This window comes from Mycobacterium sp. OTB74, assembly GCF_029892685.1.
GTDB lineage: Bacteria > Actinomycetota > Actinomycetes > Mycobacteriales > Mycobacteriaceae > Mycobacterium.
This window is the reverse complement of record NZ_JARXVD010000009.1, coordinates 110,127-128,742: the sequence shown is the minus strand read 5'-3', so window position 1 is coordinate 128,742 and position 18,616 is coordinate 110,127. Positions and strand designations below refer to the sequence as shown.

The 18,616-nt window shown below is 64.9% G+C and carries 18 protein-coding genes; 4 read left to right on the top strand and 14 right to left on the bottom strand.

What is annotated here, in order from left to right:
* Positions 1-801: an acyl-CoA dehydrogenase family protein gene (locus tag M2432_RS14340; protein WP_280827481.1), complete on the top strand. Its 801-nt coding sequence runs from the start codon at positions 1-3 to the stop codon at positions 799-801.
* 83 nt (positions 802-884) lie between these two features.
* Here M2432_RS14340 and M2432_RS14335 read toward each other — a convergent pair whose 3' ends face one another.
* Complete coding sequence (locus M2432_RS14335; RefSeq protein WP_280827480.1) at positions 885-2,057, bottom strand: acyl-CoA dehydrogenase family protein; 1,173 nt, start codon at positions 2,055-2,057, stop codon at positions 885-887.
* 254 nt (positions 2,058-2,311) lie between these two features.
* Between M2432_RS14335 and M2432_RS14330 the strand changes: the two genes are divergently transcribed.
* The 3 genes from M2432_RS14330 (at position 2,312) to M2432_RS14320 (ending at position 5,164) form a co-directional block, all read left to right on the top strand.
* Complete coding sequence (locus M2432_RS14330; RefSeq protein WP_280827479.1) at positions 2,312-2,962, top strand: TetR/AcrR family transcriptional regulator; 651 nt, start codon at positions 2,312-2,314, stop codon at positions 2,960-2,962.
* Between the two features lie 48 nt (positions 2,963-3,010).
* The gene (locus M2432_RS14325; protein WP_280827478.1) at positions 3,011-4,069 is read left to right on the top strand and encodes a dihydrodipicolinate reductase; all 1,059 of its coding nucleotides are present in this window, start codon (positions 3,011-3,013) and stop codon (positions 4,067-4,069) included.
* A gap of 249 nt (positions 4,070-4,318) precedes the next feature.
* Positions 4,319-5,164: a mycofactocin-coupled SDR family oxidoreductase gene (locus tag M2432_RS14320; protein WP_280827477.1), complete on the top strand. Its 846-nt coding sequence runs from the start codon at positions 4,319-4,321 to the stop codon at positions 5,162-5,164.
* A gap of 188 nt (positions 5,165-5,352) precedes the next feature.
* Here M2432_RS14320 and M2432_RS14315 read toward each other — a convergent pair whose 3' ends face one another.
* From M2432_RS14315 to M2432_RS14255, 13 genes are all read right to left on the bottom strand, one after another.
* Positions 5,353-7,722 (bottom strand): CoA transferase, encoded by a 2,370-nt coding sequence (locus M2432_RS14315; protein WP_280827476.1) that lies wholly within the window; start codon positions 7,720-7,722, stop codon positions 5,353-5,355.
* Between the two features lie 4 nt (positions 7,723-7,726).
* On the bottom strand, positions 7,727-8,686 hold the full coding sequence (locus M2432_RS14310) for an enoyl-CoA hydratase/isomerase family protein (protein ID WP_280827475.1): 960 nt from the start codon (positions 8,684-8,686) through the stop codon (positions 7,727-7,729).
* A 42-nt stretch (positions 8,687-8,728) separates the two neighbouring features.
* Positions 8,729-9,868, bottom strand: coding sequence for a M24 family metallopeptidase (locus M2432_RS14305; RefSeq protein WP_280827474.1), 1,140 nt, complete (start codon positions 9,866-9,868; stop codon positions 8,729-8,731).
* Entirely contained in the window at positions 9,858-11,126 is a 1,269-nt protein-coding gene (locus tag M2432_RS14300; RefSeq protein ID WP_280827473.1) for a Xaa-Pro peptidase family protein, read from the bottom strand. Before M2432_RS14300 ends, M2432_RS14305 begins: the two co-directional genes overlap by 11 nt.
* Positions 11,123-12,316, bottom strand: a complete 1,194-nt coding sequence (locus tag M2432_RS14295) for an amidohydrolase family protein (RefSeq protein ID WP_280827472.1) — start codon at positions 12,314-12,316, stop codon at positions 11,123-11,125. The genes M2432_RS14300 and M2432_RS14295 overlap by 4 nt, the downstream gene beginning before the upstream one ends.
* A 49-nt stretch (positions 12,317-12,365) precedes the next feature.
* Positions 12,366-13,586, bottom strand: coding sequence for a cytochrome P450 (locus M2432_RS14290; RefSeq protein WP_280827471.1), 1,221 nt, complete (start codon positions 13,584-13,586; stop codon positions 12,366-12,368).
* Between the two features lie 4 nt (positions 13,587-13,590).
* Positions 13,591-13,785 carry a ferredoxin gene (locus M2432_RS14285; protein ID WP_280827470.1) on the bottom strand — a complete coding sequence of 65 codons (195 nt, stop codon included), beginning with the start codon at positions 13,783-13,785 and terminating at the stop codon, positions 13,591-13,593.
* 8 nt (positions 13,786-13,793) lie between these two features.
* On the bottom strand, positions 13,794-14,444 hold the full coding sequence (locus M2432_RS14280) for a helix-turn-helix domain-containing protein (RefSeq protein WP_280827469.1): 651 nt from the start codon (positions 14,442-14,444) through the stop codon (positions 13,794-13,796).
* 135 nt (positions 14,445-14,579) lie between these two features.
* Entirely contained in the window at positions 14,580-15,395 is an 816-nt protein-coding gene (locus M2432_RS14275) for an SDR family oxidoreductase (RefSeq protein WP_280827468.1), read from the bottom strand.
* A 1-nt stretch (position 15,396) separates the two neighbouring features.
* Positions 15,397-16,221: an alpha/beta hydrolase gene (locus tag M2432_RS14270; RefSeq protein WP_280827467.1), complete on the bottom strand. Its 825-nt coding sequence runs from the start codon at positions 16,219-16,221 to the stop codon at positions 15,397-15,399.
* Positions 16,221-16,772, bottom strand: coding sequence for an NAD(P)H-dependent oxidoreductase (locus tag M2432_RS14265; RefSeq protein ID WP_280827466.1), 552 nt, complete (start codon positions 16,770-16,772; stop codon positions 16,221-16,223). Before M2432_RS14265 ends, M2432_RS14270 begins: the two co-directional genes overlap by 1 nt.
* A 10-nt stretch (positions 16,773-16,782) precedes the next feature.
* The gene (locus M2432_RS14260; protein WP_280827465.1) at positions 16,783-17,778 is read right to left on the bottom strand and encodes a cyclase family protein; all 996 of its coding nucleotides are present in this window, start codon (positions 17,776-17,778) and stop codon (positions 16,783-16,785) included.
* Positions 17,771-18,616 carry a coniferyl-alcohol dehydrogenase gene (locus M2432_RS14255; protein ID WP_280827464.1) on the bottom strand — a complete coding sequence of 282 codons (846 nt, stop codon included), beginning with the start codon at positions 18,614-18,616 and terminating at the stop codon, positions 17,771-17,773. The genes M2432_RS14260 and M2432_RS14255 overlap by 8 nt, the downstream gene beginning before the upstream one ends.

Sequence of the window (18,616 nt, the reverse complement as noted above, 5' to 3'; positions counted from 1 at the left end):
ATGGAGGCGCTGGACAACCAGTCACTCGAGTTGCTCGAGGACACGCTGCGCAAGACCATGCTGTCGACGTCGGGTGCCGAACTCGAAGCGGCACTGGCCGACCTCGGCTGGGCCGACATGCTGTCCGAGCTGCCCGACGTCGCCATCCCAATGGTGTTCCGGTTGTTGGGCGAAACCGGTTCGCACGCTTCGGTCATAAACGACGTGTTGCTGGAGACCATCGGTGGTCTGCCCGGTGGCACTCCCCCGATGCCGTATGCCGGTGGTGGCTGGGTCATTTGGGAACGCAGCACTACTCAGTCAAGCGCCGTACTGGGCGGGCTACCGCTGCGGCAGGTGCCTGACGGCGAGTTGATGCGGATGGGCGAGGCCCGTCGCGCACTGGGCTGGTGGCTGGTCGGGTCGGCGCGGGCGATGCTGGCGCTGGCACGGCAACATGCGCTGGACCGGGTGCAGTTCGGTAAGCCCATCGCGTCGTTCCAGGCCATCCGGCACCGCTTGGCCGAGACCCTGGTAGCCATCGAGGGCGCCGAGGCGACGCTCCAGCTGCCCGGTGATGAGAGCCCGGACCTGACTGCCATGCTGGCCAAGGCTGCCGCCGGTAAGGCCGCGCTGACCGCAGCCAAACATTGCCAGCAGGTGCTCGGCGGCATCGGGTTCACCGATGAGCATGAACTGCACGTCCATGTGAAGCGGGCCCTGGTGCTCGACGGATTGCTGGGCAGCTCAAAGGAACTCACTCGCAAGGCCGGCGCCGGCCTGCGGGCCCGCGGCTCAGCCCCACGGTTGGTCCAGCTGTAAACCCTGTTGACTCTGCGGCTACGGTGCACACTTCCGAATGGATGGCGCCGTAGCCGCGGAGTCGGCGCCATCTACTGGCAGCTTCAGCGCGGCAACCCCAGTACCCGCTGGGCGATGATGTTTCGCTGAATCTCAGACGTCCCGCCCGCGATGGTCCCGGCGAAAGTCCGGACGTACCGGTCGAACCAACTGCCCATGTACCCGTCGAAGCTCAACGGCACGTAGGGCGACGTCAGTGCCGGATGTGTCAGGCCGTCAAGACCGGCAGCGTCCAGCGCGTGCTCGGTGGCGGCTTGACCGGCCTCTGAGCCCATCAATTTCAGCACCGATACCGTGCCCGTGTCCTCTTCACCACGGGCGGCAGCGGCCAGTACAGACGAACCCAACGCTCGCAGCGCGTAGGCGTCCATCACCAAGGTCGCGTACTGATCCAGGTGCGTCACCGTCTCCGGTGTCCAGTCGGCGAGCAGGTCGTCCAGCCGGTCGGCGTAGCTGAGCCACAACATGTTTCGCTCATGTCCGAGCGACCCGCTGGCCACCGTCCACCCACCGTTGAGCGGGCCTACCAGGTTCTCTACAGGCACCCGGACATCGGTGAAGAAGACCTCATTGAAGTCAAGGTCGTCACGGTCTGATGCCATCGCAAAAGGCCGTCGTACCACGCCAGGCAGATCGGTCGGGATCAGCAGCACACTGATTCCCTTGTGTTTCGGCGCGTCTGGGTCGGTACGCACGAAGGTCAGGATCACATCGGCGTCGTTAGCGCCGGAGGTCCACACTTTCTGACCGTTGACCACGAAGTGGCCTCCATCCCGCACCGCTCGCGTGCGCAGCGATGCCAGGTCCGAACCGGCACTCGGTTCACTCATGCCGAGGCTGGCGGTCAACTCTGCACGCAGAATCGGCACCGCCCACTTCTGTTGTTGCTCAGGTGTTCCGAACGTGATCAGCGAGGCGGCGATGATGCCGACGCCCTGTGGGTTGAAGCTGTGGCTGATCCGCCGGTTGGCCAACTCCACCTGATACACGTATTGCTGCAGGATGTTTGCGTTGCGACCGCCGAACTCGGGCGGGTATCCCGGCAGCAGCCAACCGTGGTCGAACAATGTGCGCTGCCACTGCCGGGCCCAGCCGGGGATGTGGGCGGTCGATTTGGAACGTTCCACCGCCTCGGCGTCAGCGGGCAGGTGCTCGTCCAGGAAGTCCACGAACTCGGCCCGGAAGGCTTCAACGTCCGCATCGAAGGTGAGTTGCACAGAATCCTCCCGTGGGACGCGCGTACGTGCGGTCGCCCTACCCAGACAGGCAAGCGGTCAGACCGTCCCGATGCGGAAGTTTCCTTATTCGCGCAAACCTTCTGTTATGACGTGAATGAGAATACTATTCTCAGCATGAGAAAGTTACAATCTCAGACACGTTGGTCGCGAGGGGGTCTGGCACACCTATGGCAAGGCGTCCTCCGGTACAGTTCATCCATGCTTTACCCGACCAACCTGCAGCTGAGCCGCTGGTGAGCAACGCCAGCGAAGAGCCCGCCTGGAAGCAGCGCGCGGTCGAACGCTCCATCAAGACCGCCAAGCTGCGCGCCGCGCAGCGGGTGCAGCGATTCCTCGATGCGGCGCAGGCCATCATCATCGAGAAGGGCAGCACGGATTTCACTGTCCAGGAGGTCGTCGACCGCTCCCGGCAGTCACTGCGGAGCTTCTATCTGCAGTTCGACGGCAAACACGAGCTCCTGCTCGCGCTGTTCGAGGATGCGCTCAGTCGCTCGGCCGACCAGATTCGTGCGGCCACCGCCAGCCAGACCGACCCGATCGAACGGCTGAAGGTGGCTATCCAGTTGCTGTTCGAGTCGTCGCGACCAGATCCGATGGCCCGCCGGCCGCTGTTCACCGATTTCGCACCCCGTCTGCTGGTTTCGCACCCCTCCGAGGTCAAGGTGGCTCACGCGCCGCTACTGGCGCTGCTGACCGAGCTGATGGAGGAGGCTTCCGAGGCCGGCGTGCTGCGGCCTGGCATCAACGCAAAGCGCATGGCAGCCATGACCATGCAGACAGTCATGTTCGTCGCGCAGTCCAGCAGCTCTGATGACGCCACTGTCAAGCCGATCACCTCGGACGAAGTGTGGGACTTCTGTGCCCACGGATTTGCCGACAGCTAACTCGAGAATCGCGTTCTCGTCAGCGAGAATTTTAATTACACTGGGCGAGTGACCGGTCTCATACCCGTCGAACAAGTCCGACCGCTGCGCGTCGTCCAGTGGTCCACCGGAACCATCGGCACCCGCTCGCTACGTGCCGTCATCGAGAATTCAGCGCTGCAGCTGGCCGGTGTGTACGTACACGGAGACGCAAAGGTCGGCCGCGATGCCGGTTCGATCTGCGACGTCGCCGACACGGGCACCCTCGCCACCAACCGCGTCGAAGGCATCCTGGCTGCGGCCGCAGACTGCATCCTGTACATGCCGGCTGCCCCGGACATCGACCAGATTTGCGCGTTCTTGCAGTCCGGCAGCAACGTCGTGACCACCTGTGGACTGTTCCACCATCCCGCTTCGATGGACCCGTCAGTACGCGATCGGGTCGAGGCGGCCTGCCGGGCCGGGGGCACCTCGGTGCACAGCACCGGCAGCAGCCCTGGCTTCATCACCGAGGCCGTGCCGCTGGTACTCACCTCCGTACAGCGGCGCCTGGACGCCCTGTTCATCGACGAGTACGCCGATCTGTCCCAACGTAATTCGCCCGAGCTACTGTTCGACTTGATGGGATTCGGCAAGCCCGCCGGTCCATTCGAGCAGTTCCGGGCCGACTATCTGCGAGGCAGCTTCGGACCGTCGCTGCAACTGGTCGCCGATGCCGTTGGGCTGCCGCTGGATTCGGTTCAGGCCGGCGGCGAGCTGGGCACCGCAGCCCGCGACACCACCATTGCCGCCGGAACCCTAGCCGCTGGAACTGTTGCTGCACAACGGATAACCATCTCCGGTATACGCGACGGACGCACCCTGATGCGGTTCCGCGCGACCTGGTGCTGCACCCGCGACCTAGAGCAGGACTGGGACCTGCACGACACCGGTTGGCACATCTCGGTGGCCGGAGACGCACCTCTGGAAGTCGACCTGCACATGCCCATCCCGTTGGACCGGATGGCCGAGATATCCCCGGCCTACACGGCCAACCGGGCGGTCAACGCGGTGCCGTACGTATGTGTGGCGGCCCCGGGAATCGTCACCACCATGGATCTGCCGCCGTTCGTCCCTCACCTTCTCTAATTGCGGCGACCGTGTGACGCTCGCTCAAAATTGCACTCGCGGTGCATCTTTCGATAAAAGTCAGCGGACCAGCCCAGACCGCAGGCACTCACCCGATTTCTAAGCGAACAGTACAAACCACCCCAATCGACGGTCGGCATTGACACAATGGACCACCGATGACAGAGTGCTGAGCATGTGCTCAGCGGCACGTGCGTAAGCGTGTGCAACAGCCACATCCATCACCAGCAGGGAGCAAGGGAGTCCACGATGGCAGGACGCGTAGAAGGAAAGGTTGCATTTGTCACGGGCGCGGCCCGCGGACAGGGTCGCAGCCACGCGGTGCGGTTGGCAGAAGAAGGCGCCGACATCATCGCGATCGACATCTGTGGGCCCATCCGCCCGGGTACGGAGACCGCCATTCCGGCTTCCACCCCCGATGATCTCGCCGAGACCGCCAGCCTGGTCAAGAACCTGGGCCGTCGTATCGTCACCGCCGAGGTCGACGTCCGCGACGCCGAAGCCGTGAAGGCCGCCGTCGACGGCGGCGTGGAACAGCTTGGACGGCTTGACATCATCGTTGCCAACGCCGGCATCGGCAACGGTGGCGACGTCCTGCACGAGACCAGCGAGCTGGACTGGGACGAGATGATCGACATCAACCTGTCGGGCGTCTGGAAGTCCGTCAAGGCCGCTGTCCCCCACGTGATCGCCGGCGGCCGCGGCGGCTCCATCATCCTGACCAGCTCGGTCGGCGGCCTCAAGGCCTACCCGCACTGCGGCAACTATGTAGCGGCCAAGCACGGCGTCGTCGGCCTGATGCGCGGTTTCGCAGTTGAGCTGGGCCACCACAACATTCGCTGCAACAGCGTGCACCCGACGCACGTGAGCACCCAGATGCTGCACAACGAGGGCACCTTCAAGATGTTCCGCCCCGACCTGGAGAACCCGGGTCCGGACGACATGGCCCCCATCTGCCAGATGTTCCACACCCTGCCCATCCCGTGGGTGGACGCCATCGACATCAGCAATGCGGTGCTGTTCCTGGCCTCGGACGAGGCCCGCTACGTCACCGGCGTCACGCTGCCGGTCGACGCAGGTAGCTGCCTGAAGTAATTCAATTGGATATCCCTGAACCCCCGCGGAACTTTTCCGCGGGGGTTCAGGCTTTGTAACTCAGGCCTTCCGCCCCGGGGGCACGTTGCGCTCCAACCAATCTGTCTACGCCGTCACACATTTCGAAGAATTCACCGGTGGCAGCACACCCTGGTCGGCGCCGTGCTACCGCCGGTTCGCTAGCGGCATCAGCGCCTGGGTTGGGTGCCGATCACGCCCTTTTCGGCCAGCACGGCGATCTCGTCGTCAGACAGGCCCAGTTCGGCCAGCAGCTCGTGGTTGTGCTCGCCGAGCAACGGTGCGGCCGTCCGGTGGAAGGCACTCGGGCCGTTGGCCAGGTTCACCGGAAGCGTGCTGTGCGACGCGGGGCTGTTGACCGGGTGGCCGACGTGCTCGAAGAATCCACGGTGCTCCAGCTGAGCCAGTTCGGTCTGGCGGTGCGGCTGCATCACCTTGGCCACCGGAACGCCTGCCGGCCAGAGAGTTTCGACGATCTCGTCGCCAGAGCGCGCGCGGCACCAGGCTGCCAAGTTCTCATCGATCAGGTCGTGATTGGCCCGCCGGCTTGCGGCGTCCCATGATGTGACCGCCCACGCTGGATCACCGAGCGCACCGCAGAGCGCGTGCCACTGCGCGTCGGTCTGCACAGCAATGGCCACCCAGCTGTCATCGCGGCCGAACTCGTCGATCTCGTTGGTGCGGTAGATGTTCTGCGGTGCCGCGGTCGGTCCGCGGTTGCCGTCGCGCTGCAGCAGAGCGCCGTACGCGGAGTGCTCGATGACCTGTTCGGCGGCGATGTTGAGCGCCGCATCGACCATCGAGGCCTCCACCAGCACCCCCTCACCGGTCCGGCGCCGGTGTTCCAGCGCCAGCAACAGACCACTGACCGCGTGGATGCCGGCGTTGGGGTCACCCACCGAGTACGGCTCGAAGGGTGTGCGGTCTGGAAACCCGGTGAGCCAGCTCAATCCGGATGCATCCTCGATGACATAGGCGAATGCCGGGTTGTCCCGCCACGGCCCGTCCAACCCGAAACCGGGCATCCGCAGCATGATGATGTCGTCGCGGATCTCGCGCAGTGAGGCGAAGTCCATACCGATCTGATCGATAACCCGCGGGGTGAAATTCTCCACCACCACGTCACTGGTTGCGACCAGGCGCCGCAACACATCCCGTCCCTCGTCGGTCTGGAAGTCGACGGTCAGCCCACGCTTGTTGGTGTTGAGCGCGCTGAAGATCGGCGAGCGTTCCCACCACTGCTCGACCGAAGCCGGAATTCCAGCGATCAGCCGGGTGCCGTCGGGGCGTGGGGTCGACTCGAGGTGGATCACATCGGCACCGAGCATGCCCAGCAGATGGGTGCCGGACGGGCCGGCCCAGAACGTCGTCATGTCCAGCACCCGAAGGCCCGTGAACGGCAACCGATCCTGGTCCGGCTTGCCCTCAGGCTCTGGGCGCGGCTGCGATACCGCGAGGCCGTCTGTGTGCTCGCCGAGCTGGGGCGCAGGTGCCGGTTCCCGAAGGGTGACACCGCTCAGTCGGTACGGGTAGGTCGGCTGGGTGAACCCGTAATGCGGATTTGTGACGAAGGCACCGCGCTCGACGAAATGATCCATCGTCGTGACGTTTTCACCGTTGCCGACCGGCGAGTTGGGAATCCGGAACGCCGAGGCCAGATCCCGGACGTCGTCGACATTCTGGGCCCGCACCCACTCGTAGAGTTCCTCGGCGTGCAGATTGGCCTGCTCGGTGATGGTGAGCTCGGAGGTCTCGTCGATCCACTCGTCATGGCCCGACATGGCACACAGGTCCCACCACTGCTGCGCGGTGCCGCAACCCAATGCGACCAGACCGTCGGCGGCCTCCGCGACGCCGGGCACGGTGGGCTTGCGTTCGGTACGCCACGGCCGACCCAGCATCTCGAAGTAGGTCACCGGGTAGTAGGTCAGACCGAGGACGTCGGCTTCCAGCATGGACAGGTCGATCAGCTCGCCGTGTCCGTCGCGCAGGGCGCGGGTCCGGAACGCCAGCGTCAACGCCGCCGCATAGGCACCGGTCACCCAGTTGCCCACCTGCCCGCCGATGGATACCGGGGCCCGGTCCTGGCAGCCCCGGCCGATGCCGATCACGCCGCCGGACCAGGCCTGCAGGGTCAACTCGGTGGCCGCCCGGTCATGCCACGGCCCGTCCAGGCCGAACGGGGTGATGGCGGTGACGATCAGGTGGGGATGGCGCTCGAACAGCTCGGTCGGCGATACCTGCTGGGCGACAGCAGATTCCGGGGACCACACCACCGCGTCAGCACCGGCGATCAGTTGATCGAGTGACTGGCCGCCAGGTGCCACCACCGACTTCTTACCGCCGGCCAGAAAATTGAACAGCGCACCGTCACCGTCGAAATCGGCACCCGAGGCCGACCACCGCCGCAGCGGATCACCTTCCGGTGCCTCGACTTTGATCACGTCGGCGCCGCCGTCGGCCAGAATCTTGGTGCAGTAGCCGCCAGCGATTCCGCTGGACAAGTCGATGACGGTGTAGCCGTCAAGTGGTGCTGTCATATCCCTATTCAGGTTTCGCCCGGTTCTTCTTGGACAACCGGAAGTCGGGTGGGAACTTGCTGTCGTTGTCGTTGACTGCGGCCGACAGCCCGGAATCGATCGACTCGAACATATCCAGGTCGTCGTCGCTGTCGTTGGCAACACCGTTGCCCATCGACTCGAAGAACGCGGTGAGCAGGCTGCCCATGTACTCGCCCTGCTGCTGTTTGAAGATCTCGAAGAACATCTTCTGCTGAAAGACGGTGTCCACCGGTCGGTTCCGGGCACAAGCCAAAGCGTACTTCTGCACCTCGGCCTCCAGTTGATCCCGGGCCACGACCTTGTTCAGGAAGTTGCTGTCGTACATCTCGGCAGCGGTGAATGGCCGGCCGGTGAAGACCATCTCCTGGAACTTGCGCAGCCCCATCATCTGAACCCAGGTCCACATCCGTGGCCCCCAGCCGTGATACCGGAACGACGGATGCCCGAACAGCGCGTCGTCCGACGAGATCACCAGATCAGCGTCCGCGCACTGGTAGAAGTGCCAGCCGTAGCAGTAGCCCTTGGCCTCCACGATGCTGATCTTCTTGAAGTCCTGCAGCGCCCGGTTTCCGGCCTGGGAGTTGGCGTACCACGCGCTGATGGTCGCGCCGTTACGGAAGGTGCCCTTAGGGGGGTAACTAACCTCGCCAACGCCGTCATCCTCCAGTCGCAGCTCGGCCAGTCGCACCGCCGGATTGTCGTTGCCCTCCATGAACTCCGGCAGATCCGCGCCGCTGCCCAGGTTGTCCCCGACGCCGCGGATGATCACCACCTTGACGTCGTTGTCAGCATTTGCCGCGCGCAATATATCGGCATACCGCAACCGGGCCATCGAAGTCGGCGCGTTGAGGAAATCCGGCCGATTGAACGTGATGGTCGCGATCTTGGTCTTGGGGTCCTTCTCGTAGAGAATGATCTCTTCCGGGGTCGGACGGTCCGCCATCAATCAGCTCCTTTGCAGCAGTGGCGTTCTCGAAAGGAATGGTCAACCGGCGGCAGCGACGACACCACTGCCCGCTGGGGCCTGGGTCAGCACTTCGGGACCACTCGCACCGATGACGACGGCATCTCGGGTGAACACCGCGCCAACGCCCTGCTCCCAGACGTAGCCGGTGACGGCCAGGACCATGCCCTCCTCGAGGGTCTCCGCTTCTGCGGTGGCCCGCAGGTTCTGCGACACCACCGGCGGGTCGAATCCGAGTCCGAGGCCGTGCGCCACCGGCATCGCCGGCAACCGTTCACCCGCCTGCTCGTATGCGTCCAGCAGCGCACTGGTCGGTTTGCCGGGGCGGCAGGCGTCAACCAGCCTGTCCCACAGGTCATCCCGGCGTCGGTACAACGACCGAACGGCGTCCGTCGGCTCGCCGACATAGACCGTGCGCACGACCTCTGCGACATAACCGTCGGCAAGCACACCCGCCGAGAGAGCCACCAGGTCGCCCTCCTGCACTCGGCCGTCGCCTTCGGCTCGCCGCCAAGGATGGTCCTTCGAGGTAACCCAGGCGGCGTCCTGCGTCGCCGGGGTGCTCACCCCTCCAGCAGCTTCGGCCTCGAGGATCGCACCGGCGAGGTTCTTCTCGGTTGTTCCCGGAGTCAGCTCGGCGACGCCCTTTGCCAGCCCCTGCTCGGCAACCGCCAGCGCCCGCCGCAGCGCCGAGATCTCTTCCGGGGTCTTGATCCGGCGGGCCGCGCGCATCGCCAGCTCACCGTCGACCAACTCGGCATTCGGGAAGGCCATGGCCAGCAGCTTGGCGAAAGTCGGTGTCAGAGCATCGGTTCCGACTCGTTTCGCCGTATCGGCACCCTTGATGTTCTGCAGTATGCCCACCAGAGTCATCGGGTTCCAGGCAAAGCCGTAGAGATTCTCGTGCGGGATCTCCTCGGGAATGCCCTCGTCCCATGTGCTGTTCAGGTGTATCTCACCGGTCGCCCGGACGAACGTACAGATCGGCCCGAACGGTCGCGTACCCACCACCCACAGCTGCGGGGCACCGGAGACGTAACGGACGTTGGCCTGCCTGCCGAGAACCAGCAGGTCGAGGTCGTGTTCCTCCATCTGCGCCAGCGCACGCTCCCGGCGGCTGAAGCGCAGTGCCCGGCCGTCGGCCTCGATATCAATTCCCATTGGATACCTCGTAGGGGTCGTACGGATATGAGGTCAGCGGCATCCAGCCGCCCTCGGTGACCACCACGATTTCCTCGCCGCGATAGCCGCCGGTGCCGTCCTCCCATACCACCGGCTCGAACACCAACAACATGCCGGCCGGGAAGACGAAGTTGTCATCCCAGTCCTGACCGAGATCCGTTCCGATCATCGGCATTTCGGCCGCGCTGGTGCCGATGCCGTGACCCAGATAGAAGTGCGGCAGCCACGGCTTCTCTCCGCCGGCGGCCGCGGTCGCGGCGCGACCCAGGTCACCACAGGTCGCACCGGCCTTGGTCACCGCGAGCACCCCGTCGACGACCCGACTCCACTTGTCGAACTGCCGTTGCTGAACCGCCGTCGGGTCTTGCCCGACAATCCAGGTACGCCCGTGGTCGGAGCAGTAGCCGTTATAGGCGATGGACACGTCGGTCCACAGCACATCGCCCTGTTGGAGCTCACGCTCGGAGGTCAGCAGCGGAAGCGCCAAATCCCCGGTGGTGGTCCAGGTGCCCTCCGCCCGCGAGGCGGGCATGACCTGCCAGATCGAGTCGAACATATTGGTCGTCGCGCCGAGTTCGAAAGTGCGGCGGACGAATTCGGCAGACAGATCGATCTGCCGCACGCCTGGTGCCAACGACTTCTGAATCTCGGCAATGGCCTGCTCGGTGATCTGGCAGGCCCGTCGGATGCAGGCGATCTGGTCGATGGTCTTGACCAGTTTCGCCGCACCGATCACCGGGGCGGCATCCACCGGCGCGATGGGGAACAGCGCACTGCCGGCCCGCCGCATCGCCCCGGTCAATTCGTCGGTCGCGATGGTCGCACCGGCCGGCACCAAGCCGGCCAGGATCTTGGCGAATTCAGTGACGCCCTCGTCGAATTCGAGGTAGACGGGCCCGTGCAGGTGATCGTCCGGCAGGTCCGACTCCATAGCCGCGCCCTCACGGAACGGCAGGAACAGATGCGGATGCTCGTCGTCGGCAAGCACAATCGCGATGGGCCGTTCCACGTGCGACAGTCCTGCATCCGCCAGCGGCCAGGCGATGCCCGTGGCGTACATGACGTTGCTGTTGCCCAGCAGCACAAGGGCATCCACGCACTGATCGGCCATCGCGGCGCGCAAGCGCGCACTGACTTCCCGACGCATCCGGCCGAGGTCGGGCTCGGCAGGAATGTCAAGCCACGTATACCCGGTCCGGGCGATCTGGGTGACGCCCGCATCCGTCGACGTGGTCACTCCTTTTCCCCAATTGCTCCTCGCGTGGGCAGCCCCAGGAACCGCTGCACGTTAGTGCTCACGATCTTCACCGCGTCCTCCGGGCCGACCGCTTCGACCACAGTCGCCAGCGACTTCTCCGAGTAGCCGTAGGTGGATTCGTTGTGCGGGTAGTCGCTGGACCACATGACCCGGTCGACGCCGATCTCGTCGATCAGCTTCAGGCCCAGCGGGTCCACCATGAACGAAGCCATCATGTGGTTGTCCCAGTAATGCCGCACCGGGTGGGCCAGCTCGTGGTTGAACATGTGCCGGTAGGAAGCCAGCAGGTGCTGGGCGTCCTGCAGTGCCGTTGGCACCCAGGCGATTCCGCCCTCGAACCAGCCGACCTGCAGCGACGGGTGGCGGTCCAGGATGCCGGAGAAAACGTACTTGGCGAACTGCTCACGGAACGAGTCGACGTTGACCATCATGCCGACCACCACGCTGTTGTTCTCGCAGGGGGTCTTCGGCGGGGTCTCGCCGATGTGATGGGTGACCGGCAGGCCGACCTCCTCGATCACATCCCAGACCGCGTCCATTTCGGCGCTGCCGTAGTCGTAGATGTTGCCCTCGTCGTCCTTGCCCGGGTTCAGCGGCAACAGGAACGTCTTGAGGCCCAACGACTTCAGCTCTTCCAGCGTGCTCCGGCAGCCCTTGGGGTCCCACCAGTTGATCAGGCCGACACCGTAGAAGTGGCCCTTGGACTGTTCCTGCAGGTCGGCCATGACCTCGTTGTAAATCCGGAACACCCGCTCGCGAATACCCTTGTCCGGGTAGTGGAACAGGGCCAGCACCGCGTTCGGGAAGGCCAGCTCCTTGTCGATGCCGTCTTCCGCGAGCTGTCGGATTCGGGCTTCGATGTTGTTGGTGGCCGCGCCGGCGAGGTCGTCGTACTGCATGAGCACGCGGCCGAAATCGCCGCCGACCCAGGTCTTCCCCTTCATGCCCACCATGTAGGCACCGTCCTCGTACCAGATGCGCGGGGCCGCGCCCTTGAGGTCCTCGGGGAACTTGTCGAAGAAGATGTCCTCGGCTACCGAGATGTGGTTGTCAGCCGAGAAGATGGTGGTACCGGCCGGCAACCCGGGGATGCCGTGCGCGTGGCCGCGCCGGTCCTTGGGGGCACCGAAACCTTCGGGCGGGTAGAGCGTTGTTGTCGCGGTGGTCACTTCGACACTCCAATCGGGCTGTGGGGGCTGAGAAAGTCAGGGGTGAGGATCACCAGGTAACGGGAAGTTCGTAGACCCCGTAGGCGAGGCGGTCGTGCTTGAACGGCACCTCGTCGAACGGGATGGCCAGCTTCATGGTCGGGATGCGGCGCAGCAGCGTCTGGAAGACAATCTGCAGTTCCGCGCGGGCCAACTGCTGCCCGACGCACTGGTGCCGACCGTAACCAAAGCCCAACTGCTGCCCGGCATCTCGGCGAAGGTCCAACTTTTCCGGCTCCGGGTACGCGTTGGCGTCCCAGTTGGCCGGAGCCAGGTCGATGATCACGCCGTCGCCGGCCTTGATGGTCTCGCCACTGATCTCGATGTCCTCGGTGGCGATGCGACGCTGGCCGTTCTGGATGATCGACAGGTAGCGCATCAGCTCCTCGACCGCGTTGGCGACTGCCTTCGGGTCATCGGTGTCGCGCAGGAAGTCGGCCTGCTCCGGGTTTTCCAGCAACGCCAGGATGCCGATGCCGATCATGTTGGCAGTGGTCTCGTGGCCGGCGATCAGCAGCCCGGTGCCCAGTTGGGCAGCCTCCTTGACGTCGATCTCACCGGCGGTGACCCGCTCGGCCAGGTCCGACACCGCATCCTCGGACGGGTTGGCCTGCTTTTCCTTCACCAGGTTGATGAGGTACTGATGCAGGCTCATCGCGCCCTTCTGCATGGCGTCCGCAGCTGCGTAGCGGGCCAGGCCGGCGTTGGCGTGCTCCTGAAAGAACTCGTGGTCTTCGTATGGGACACCGAGCATTTCGCTGATCACCACAGTCGGCACCGGCAGCGCCAGCTTGGCTACCAGGTCGGCAGGTTGTGGTCCGGCCAGGATCTCGTCGATGCACTGGTCGGTAACCTGCTGGATGGCCTGACGCAGGCCCTCGACGCGCTTGAAGGTGAACGGCTTGGACAGCATCCGGCGGAATCGGGTGTGCTCCTCAGCGTCGGAGGTGAACACCGAGCGCGGCCGCTTGTCGACGGTGGACAGCATGTGCTCGTTCCAGTGCGGGAAGCCCGGCTTGCGGTCGTCCACGCTGATTCGCGAATCGGCGAACAGTTCGCGAGCTTCGGCGTGGCCGGTGATCAGCCATGGCGTGCTGCCGTTCCAGATCTTCACCCGGAACAGGCCTTTGGCATTGCCCAGCATCTGCGGCGGCGGCGCGAATGGGCAGCGCAGATCGCGCTCCATCGGGTACTCGGGGATCTCGGTGGACACCTCAGGGGCCTGGGTCATGTGCTCACTCCTCGATGTGGATGGCCAGAGCCGGGCAGGCGGCTGCGGCCCGGCGGGTGTTGTCGGCTTGGTCGGGCGTTGGCTCCGCGATCAACAGGACGACCACGCCGTCCTCGTCACGCTGGTCAAAAACCTCGGCGGCGTTGAGTACGCATTGTCCCGAGGACACGCATTTGTCTTGATCGACAGTCACTTTCATGCTGAACCTCACGCGGTGGCGGGTGCCAGCCACAGCCCGACTATGGCGTCGATCAGGCCGGTGGCGCTGGCCTGCCAGGTCTTGCGGGCCACCGGCGCGCCCTGTGCCAGGGCGCGCTCACGATCGGCACTGCTGTGCATCAACAGGTTCCGGGCCATGATGTTGCGCTCCATCCGCACCTCGATGGGCAGATCCGGCAGGCTGTTGTTGATGCCGTTGATGACCTGGACCAGTGACGGGCTGCTCAGCGCGTCCCGCACGACGATGTTGTAGTAGGCCGGATCGGTCATCACCTGCGCGGCGAACCGGGCATACCAGGTCGGGTTGCCGAGTTGGGCCAGGTGCTCGGTGAGCGGCTGCACCAGGCAGGCCACCCAGTCCCGCAGGCCGGCATCGCGGCCGAGCTGCTCGACCATTTGCTCACGCAGCAGTTCCACCGGCGTGCGGTGCTTCTGCTCGATGGCACGGACGAGGTCGGTCTTGGTACCGAAGTGGTACCCGACGGCCGCGTTGTTACCCTGCCCGGCGGCCTCGCTGACCTGCCGGTTGGATACCGCGAACACACCGTGCTCGGCGTAAAGGCGTTCGGCGGCAACGAGAATCGCCTCACGTGTACTACTGGCCCGCTCAGTACGGAGCGGGCGAACTGCTGTCACCATGTCAGTCAACCGCTTTAATCCCTTTAAGTCAAGTGCTTGATTTAATCTGCTGCGCCTGATGTGCGCTTCGTGTTGAACCTGCGCCGAGGGTCATCGCTACCCGCAAATGGTCGCCCTGAACGCGGGATCAGCCCGTCAGTTCTTCGGTTTGCGGACGATTACCTTGCCCGCGACGGTCCCGCCGTCGATTGGCAACACCGTCCCGGTGACGTAGCGGGACCGGTCAGTTGCGAAGTACAACGCGGCCTCGGCGACGTCTTCGACGGTGCCCTCGCGCTTGAGTGGGCGGTCGTTGCGCATCTGCGCACGGATGCCCTCTTCGAACTGCTCCAGCCGCTCAAGCTCCTCGGCCGACGCGGATTTGCGCACGATGGCGGTGCGGATGTTGCCGGGCGCAATGGCATTGACCCGAATCTCATAGTGCGCCAACTCGATCGCTGCCGATTTGGTGAACTGGATGACCGCAGCCTTGGACGCACGGTAGGTCATCACGCCGCCGCCGGCCTGGATACCGCCGATGGACGTGAGGTTCAGGATCGAGCCGCCCCCGTGCTCGGCCATGTGCCGGGCCGCGTCGCGGGTACCGGCCATGACGCCGAGCACGTTGACGCCCATCACTTTGTGGAAGTCGGCCAGGTCGTCGTCCATGAAGCGGCGGTGCATGGTGCCCGAGACGCCTGCGTTGTTCACCATGACGTGCAGACCACCGAACTCGTCGACCGCAGTCGATACCAGCGCGCCGACCTGGTCGATGTCGGACACGTCGGTGCGCACGAAGATCGCCCGGTCACCGAACTCCTTGGCCAGGGCGTTACCGGCGTCGACGTCGACGTCGCCGATGACCACGGACGCGCCCTCAGCGGCGAACCGACGTACCAGGGCCTCCCCCAGACCCGATGATCCACCGGTGACGACCGCGACCTTGCCCGCAAGTTCGCCGTTAGTTCCCATGTCAGCCAACACCTTTCAAGAAGTCGAGGAGGAGTTCGTTGGTGGCGTCGGGCGCTTCGATCTGCGGGCAGTGCCCAGCACGATCGATCACCGCGGACCGCGCGCCGGCGATCTGACCAGCGATCTCGGCGGCCCAGCCAGACGGTAGCAGCTTGTCGCCGCCGCCTTCGACGATCAGCACAGGATCCTTGATCCGGCCATAGGCCCGCTGCGCCGACGGTGTGGAAGGCGCCTCCAACCCTGGGCGACGGAACCTGGCCGCCGCCAACGACTCCCAGGCCCCCGGAGCGATACTGGACTCGTAGCGCCGCCGCACATAGTCCGCGTCACCGGGATAGGCCGGGTCAAGAAACAGCGCAGTGACGATGCGGCGCATGGCCTCGAGGCTGGCGTCGTAGTCGTAAAGCGCGCTGACGTGTTCGTTCTTCTGAATCTCGCCACCGCCACAGATCGCCACCAGCGAGCGCACCGGTAGCACCGGGGTCTCCGAGGTGGTGTCGACCAGCAGGTTGATCGCGCCCATCGAGTTGCCCACGAAATGCGCGGACGTCACGCCCATGACATCGCAGAAGTGGGCGATATGGCGGATGCGCATGCCGCGGCCGTCGTTGAAGTCGATGACCTTGGCGGACTCGCCGAAGCCCAGCATGTCCGGGGCCAGCACCCGAAACTGCGTTGCCAGCGCGGCGATGTTGCGCTCCCAACCGATGTCTGCGCTGGCGCCGAACTCGCCGCCGTGCAGCAGCACCACCGGGTCACCGCTGCCGGCCTCCAGATAGCCGGTGGTCAGGCCGTCGACGAGGACGGACTTTCGTTCGAAGTCCATCACCGTGACGCCCCGGCCAACAACTGCGACGCCAGCATGTCCAACTGACCGCTGACGTTGGTGTCCACCAATTCGCCTGTTTCGCCCCAGATCTTGTCGGCAGAGTTGATCGCCACGCCCAGCGGTGTCGGCCAGGCGCGCAGCGCGTGCCCGATGGTCCGCAGCTGGCTCAGAGTGCCCACCGCGGCCTGCCAGCCGTAGGCGCAGCTGACGCAACCCCAGGGGGTGTTGTCCAGGTAGACGCGTTCGTCGGCACGCATGTCCTCGGTGTAGTCCAGGGCATTCTTGACCAGACCGGAGATCGCCCCGTGGTACCCCGGTGAGCCGACCAGCACGGCGTCGGCTTCCCGCAGCGCGGCCACCAAAGCCTGCGCTTTTTCCGAACGTTCGGCCACGTCAGGGTTGTACATCGGCAGATCGATGTCGGCACCGGCGAACAGCTGGGTCCGCCCACCCTGCCGTTCAACGGCCGAAAGACAGTGCTGCAGCGCCCTTTCGGTGGATGAATTGGGTCGCAACGTGCCACCGATGGCGACGACAAACTTGCTCACAACAAACCTCTCATTTGATCGCAATCGGATTCACCGGCGAACCGACGGCGCCGGTGACCCGAAGCGGCGGCGCGATCAGCTGGAATTCATAAACCCGGTCAGCTGCACAGTCGGCCGACAAGGCAGTCAGATCCCAATACTCGCCGAGCATCAGGCCCATATCGCGCAAGCACAGCATGTGCATTGGCAGGAAGGTGCCTTCGACTCCATTGGCCGGATCGGGGTCTTCGACCATCAAGTTGTCCGCGGCCACCGCCGCGACATCGTGGTCGTGCAGCCAGGACGCGCACGTCCAATGCAGGCCCGAACCCGGTTCCGTACCGTCGCCGGTGGACTGGAAGCGGGTCCACCACCCGGTGTGGACCACGACGATGTCGCCGGGTGTGATGGTCACGCCTTGGGCCGCGACAATGTCGTCGAGTTCGGCTGGGGTGATGGGGTTTCCGGGCTCACAGAACGTCTCGGCGCCGCGGTGGCGAACCACATCGAGCAGCACTCCGCGGGAGGTGATGCCCTTGGTGTCGACCTTGTCGATTCCGCAATGGAACGCTCCGAAGCTGGTCACCGAGTCGGCCGGAAAACCGTTGTACAGCTTGTCGTCGTAATACACGTGCGATAGCGCGTCCCACTGGGTCGCGGCCTGCAGGTGCATGACGATCATGTCGTCGTTGAAGCGAAAAGGATTGTCCACGAAGAACGAACTGAGTTCCCGGGCCACCGGGTTGCGCAGCCACGGCGGTCCGTACCGGGCCAGAGTCTCGGCATCACCACCATCGACGGTCATCACGTGGGTGGGATTCTGCCGGAACTGGAAGGCGCCCTGAGGGCCGGACGAACCGAAGTCGGCACCAAGCGCGAACACCTTGCCGTGCCGGACGGTAGCCGCGGCCTGCGCGACCTTGTCGGCGGTGATCAGGTTGAGGGTGCCGAGTTCATCGTCGTTACCCCAGCGGCCCCAGTTACTGACGTCGGCTGCCACGCGCCGAAAGTCGTTCAGGTTAGCCATGATCCTCCGCCACATTCCCCGTCGCTTCGCTCGCCCCGGACAACTCACCGACTCCACGCTGAGCGAGAATCCCGCCGTCGGCCCAGATCACCTGTCCGGTGATGTACCCGGCAGCCGGGCTGCCCAGGAAGGCCAGTACCGCGGCCTGCTCGTCGGGAGTAGACACCCGGCCCAGCGGCGCCTCGAATGAATCCAGGTAGCCCTGCCCGTAGGCAGACCGCAGCTGGTCCAGGATCGGGGTTTCGGTGACGCCCGGTGCGGTGCAATTGATCCGGATTCCGCGCGGCCCGAGTCGCACGGCTGCCTCCATGCCGTACAGGATGACAGCCTGCTTGGATAGCCGGTAGCCACCGTCGGCCAACGCTTCAGGATGAGCCTGGCACCAGGCGACCCCGTCGGCAAAGTCCTTGGTGCCCAACAACCCGGCAACCACGGGCGCATTGGATACGTACTCCGATGCGGCCAGGGATGCCACGTTGACGATCGACGAACCGGTCGGCATAGCGGCAGTCAGTGCCTCGGTGAGCTGGCGCATACCGAGGAAATTGATCTGCACAACCAGTAGCGGGTCGCCGATTCCCGACGACACCCCGGCCACGTTGAACAGTCCATCAACCTGTCCGACGGCTGCGACTGCAGCGTCGATAGACCCCGGATCAGACAGGTCGACGCGATGAAAAGCGTTGATCGGCACGGCCGGTTCCCGGGTATCCAGGCCAACCACGTCGGCACCGAGCTCGCTGAGCTGGGCGACGAGCGCGGCGCCGATACCGGAGGCGACGCCAGTTACCGCGACCCGACGGCCGCGGTAACTCAGCATCTCCGCGAAGGCGCGCAT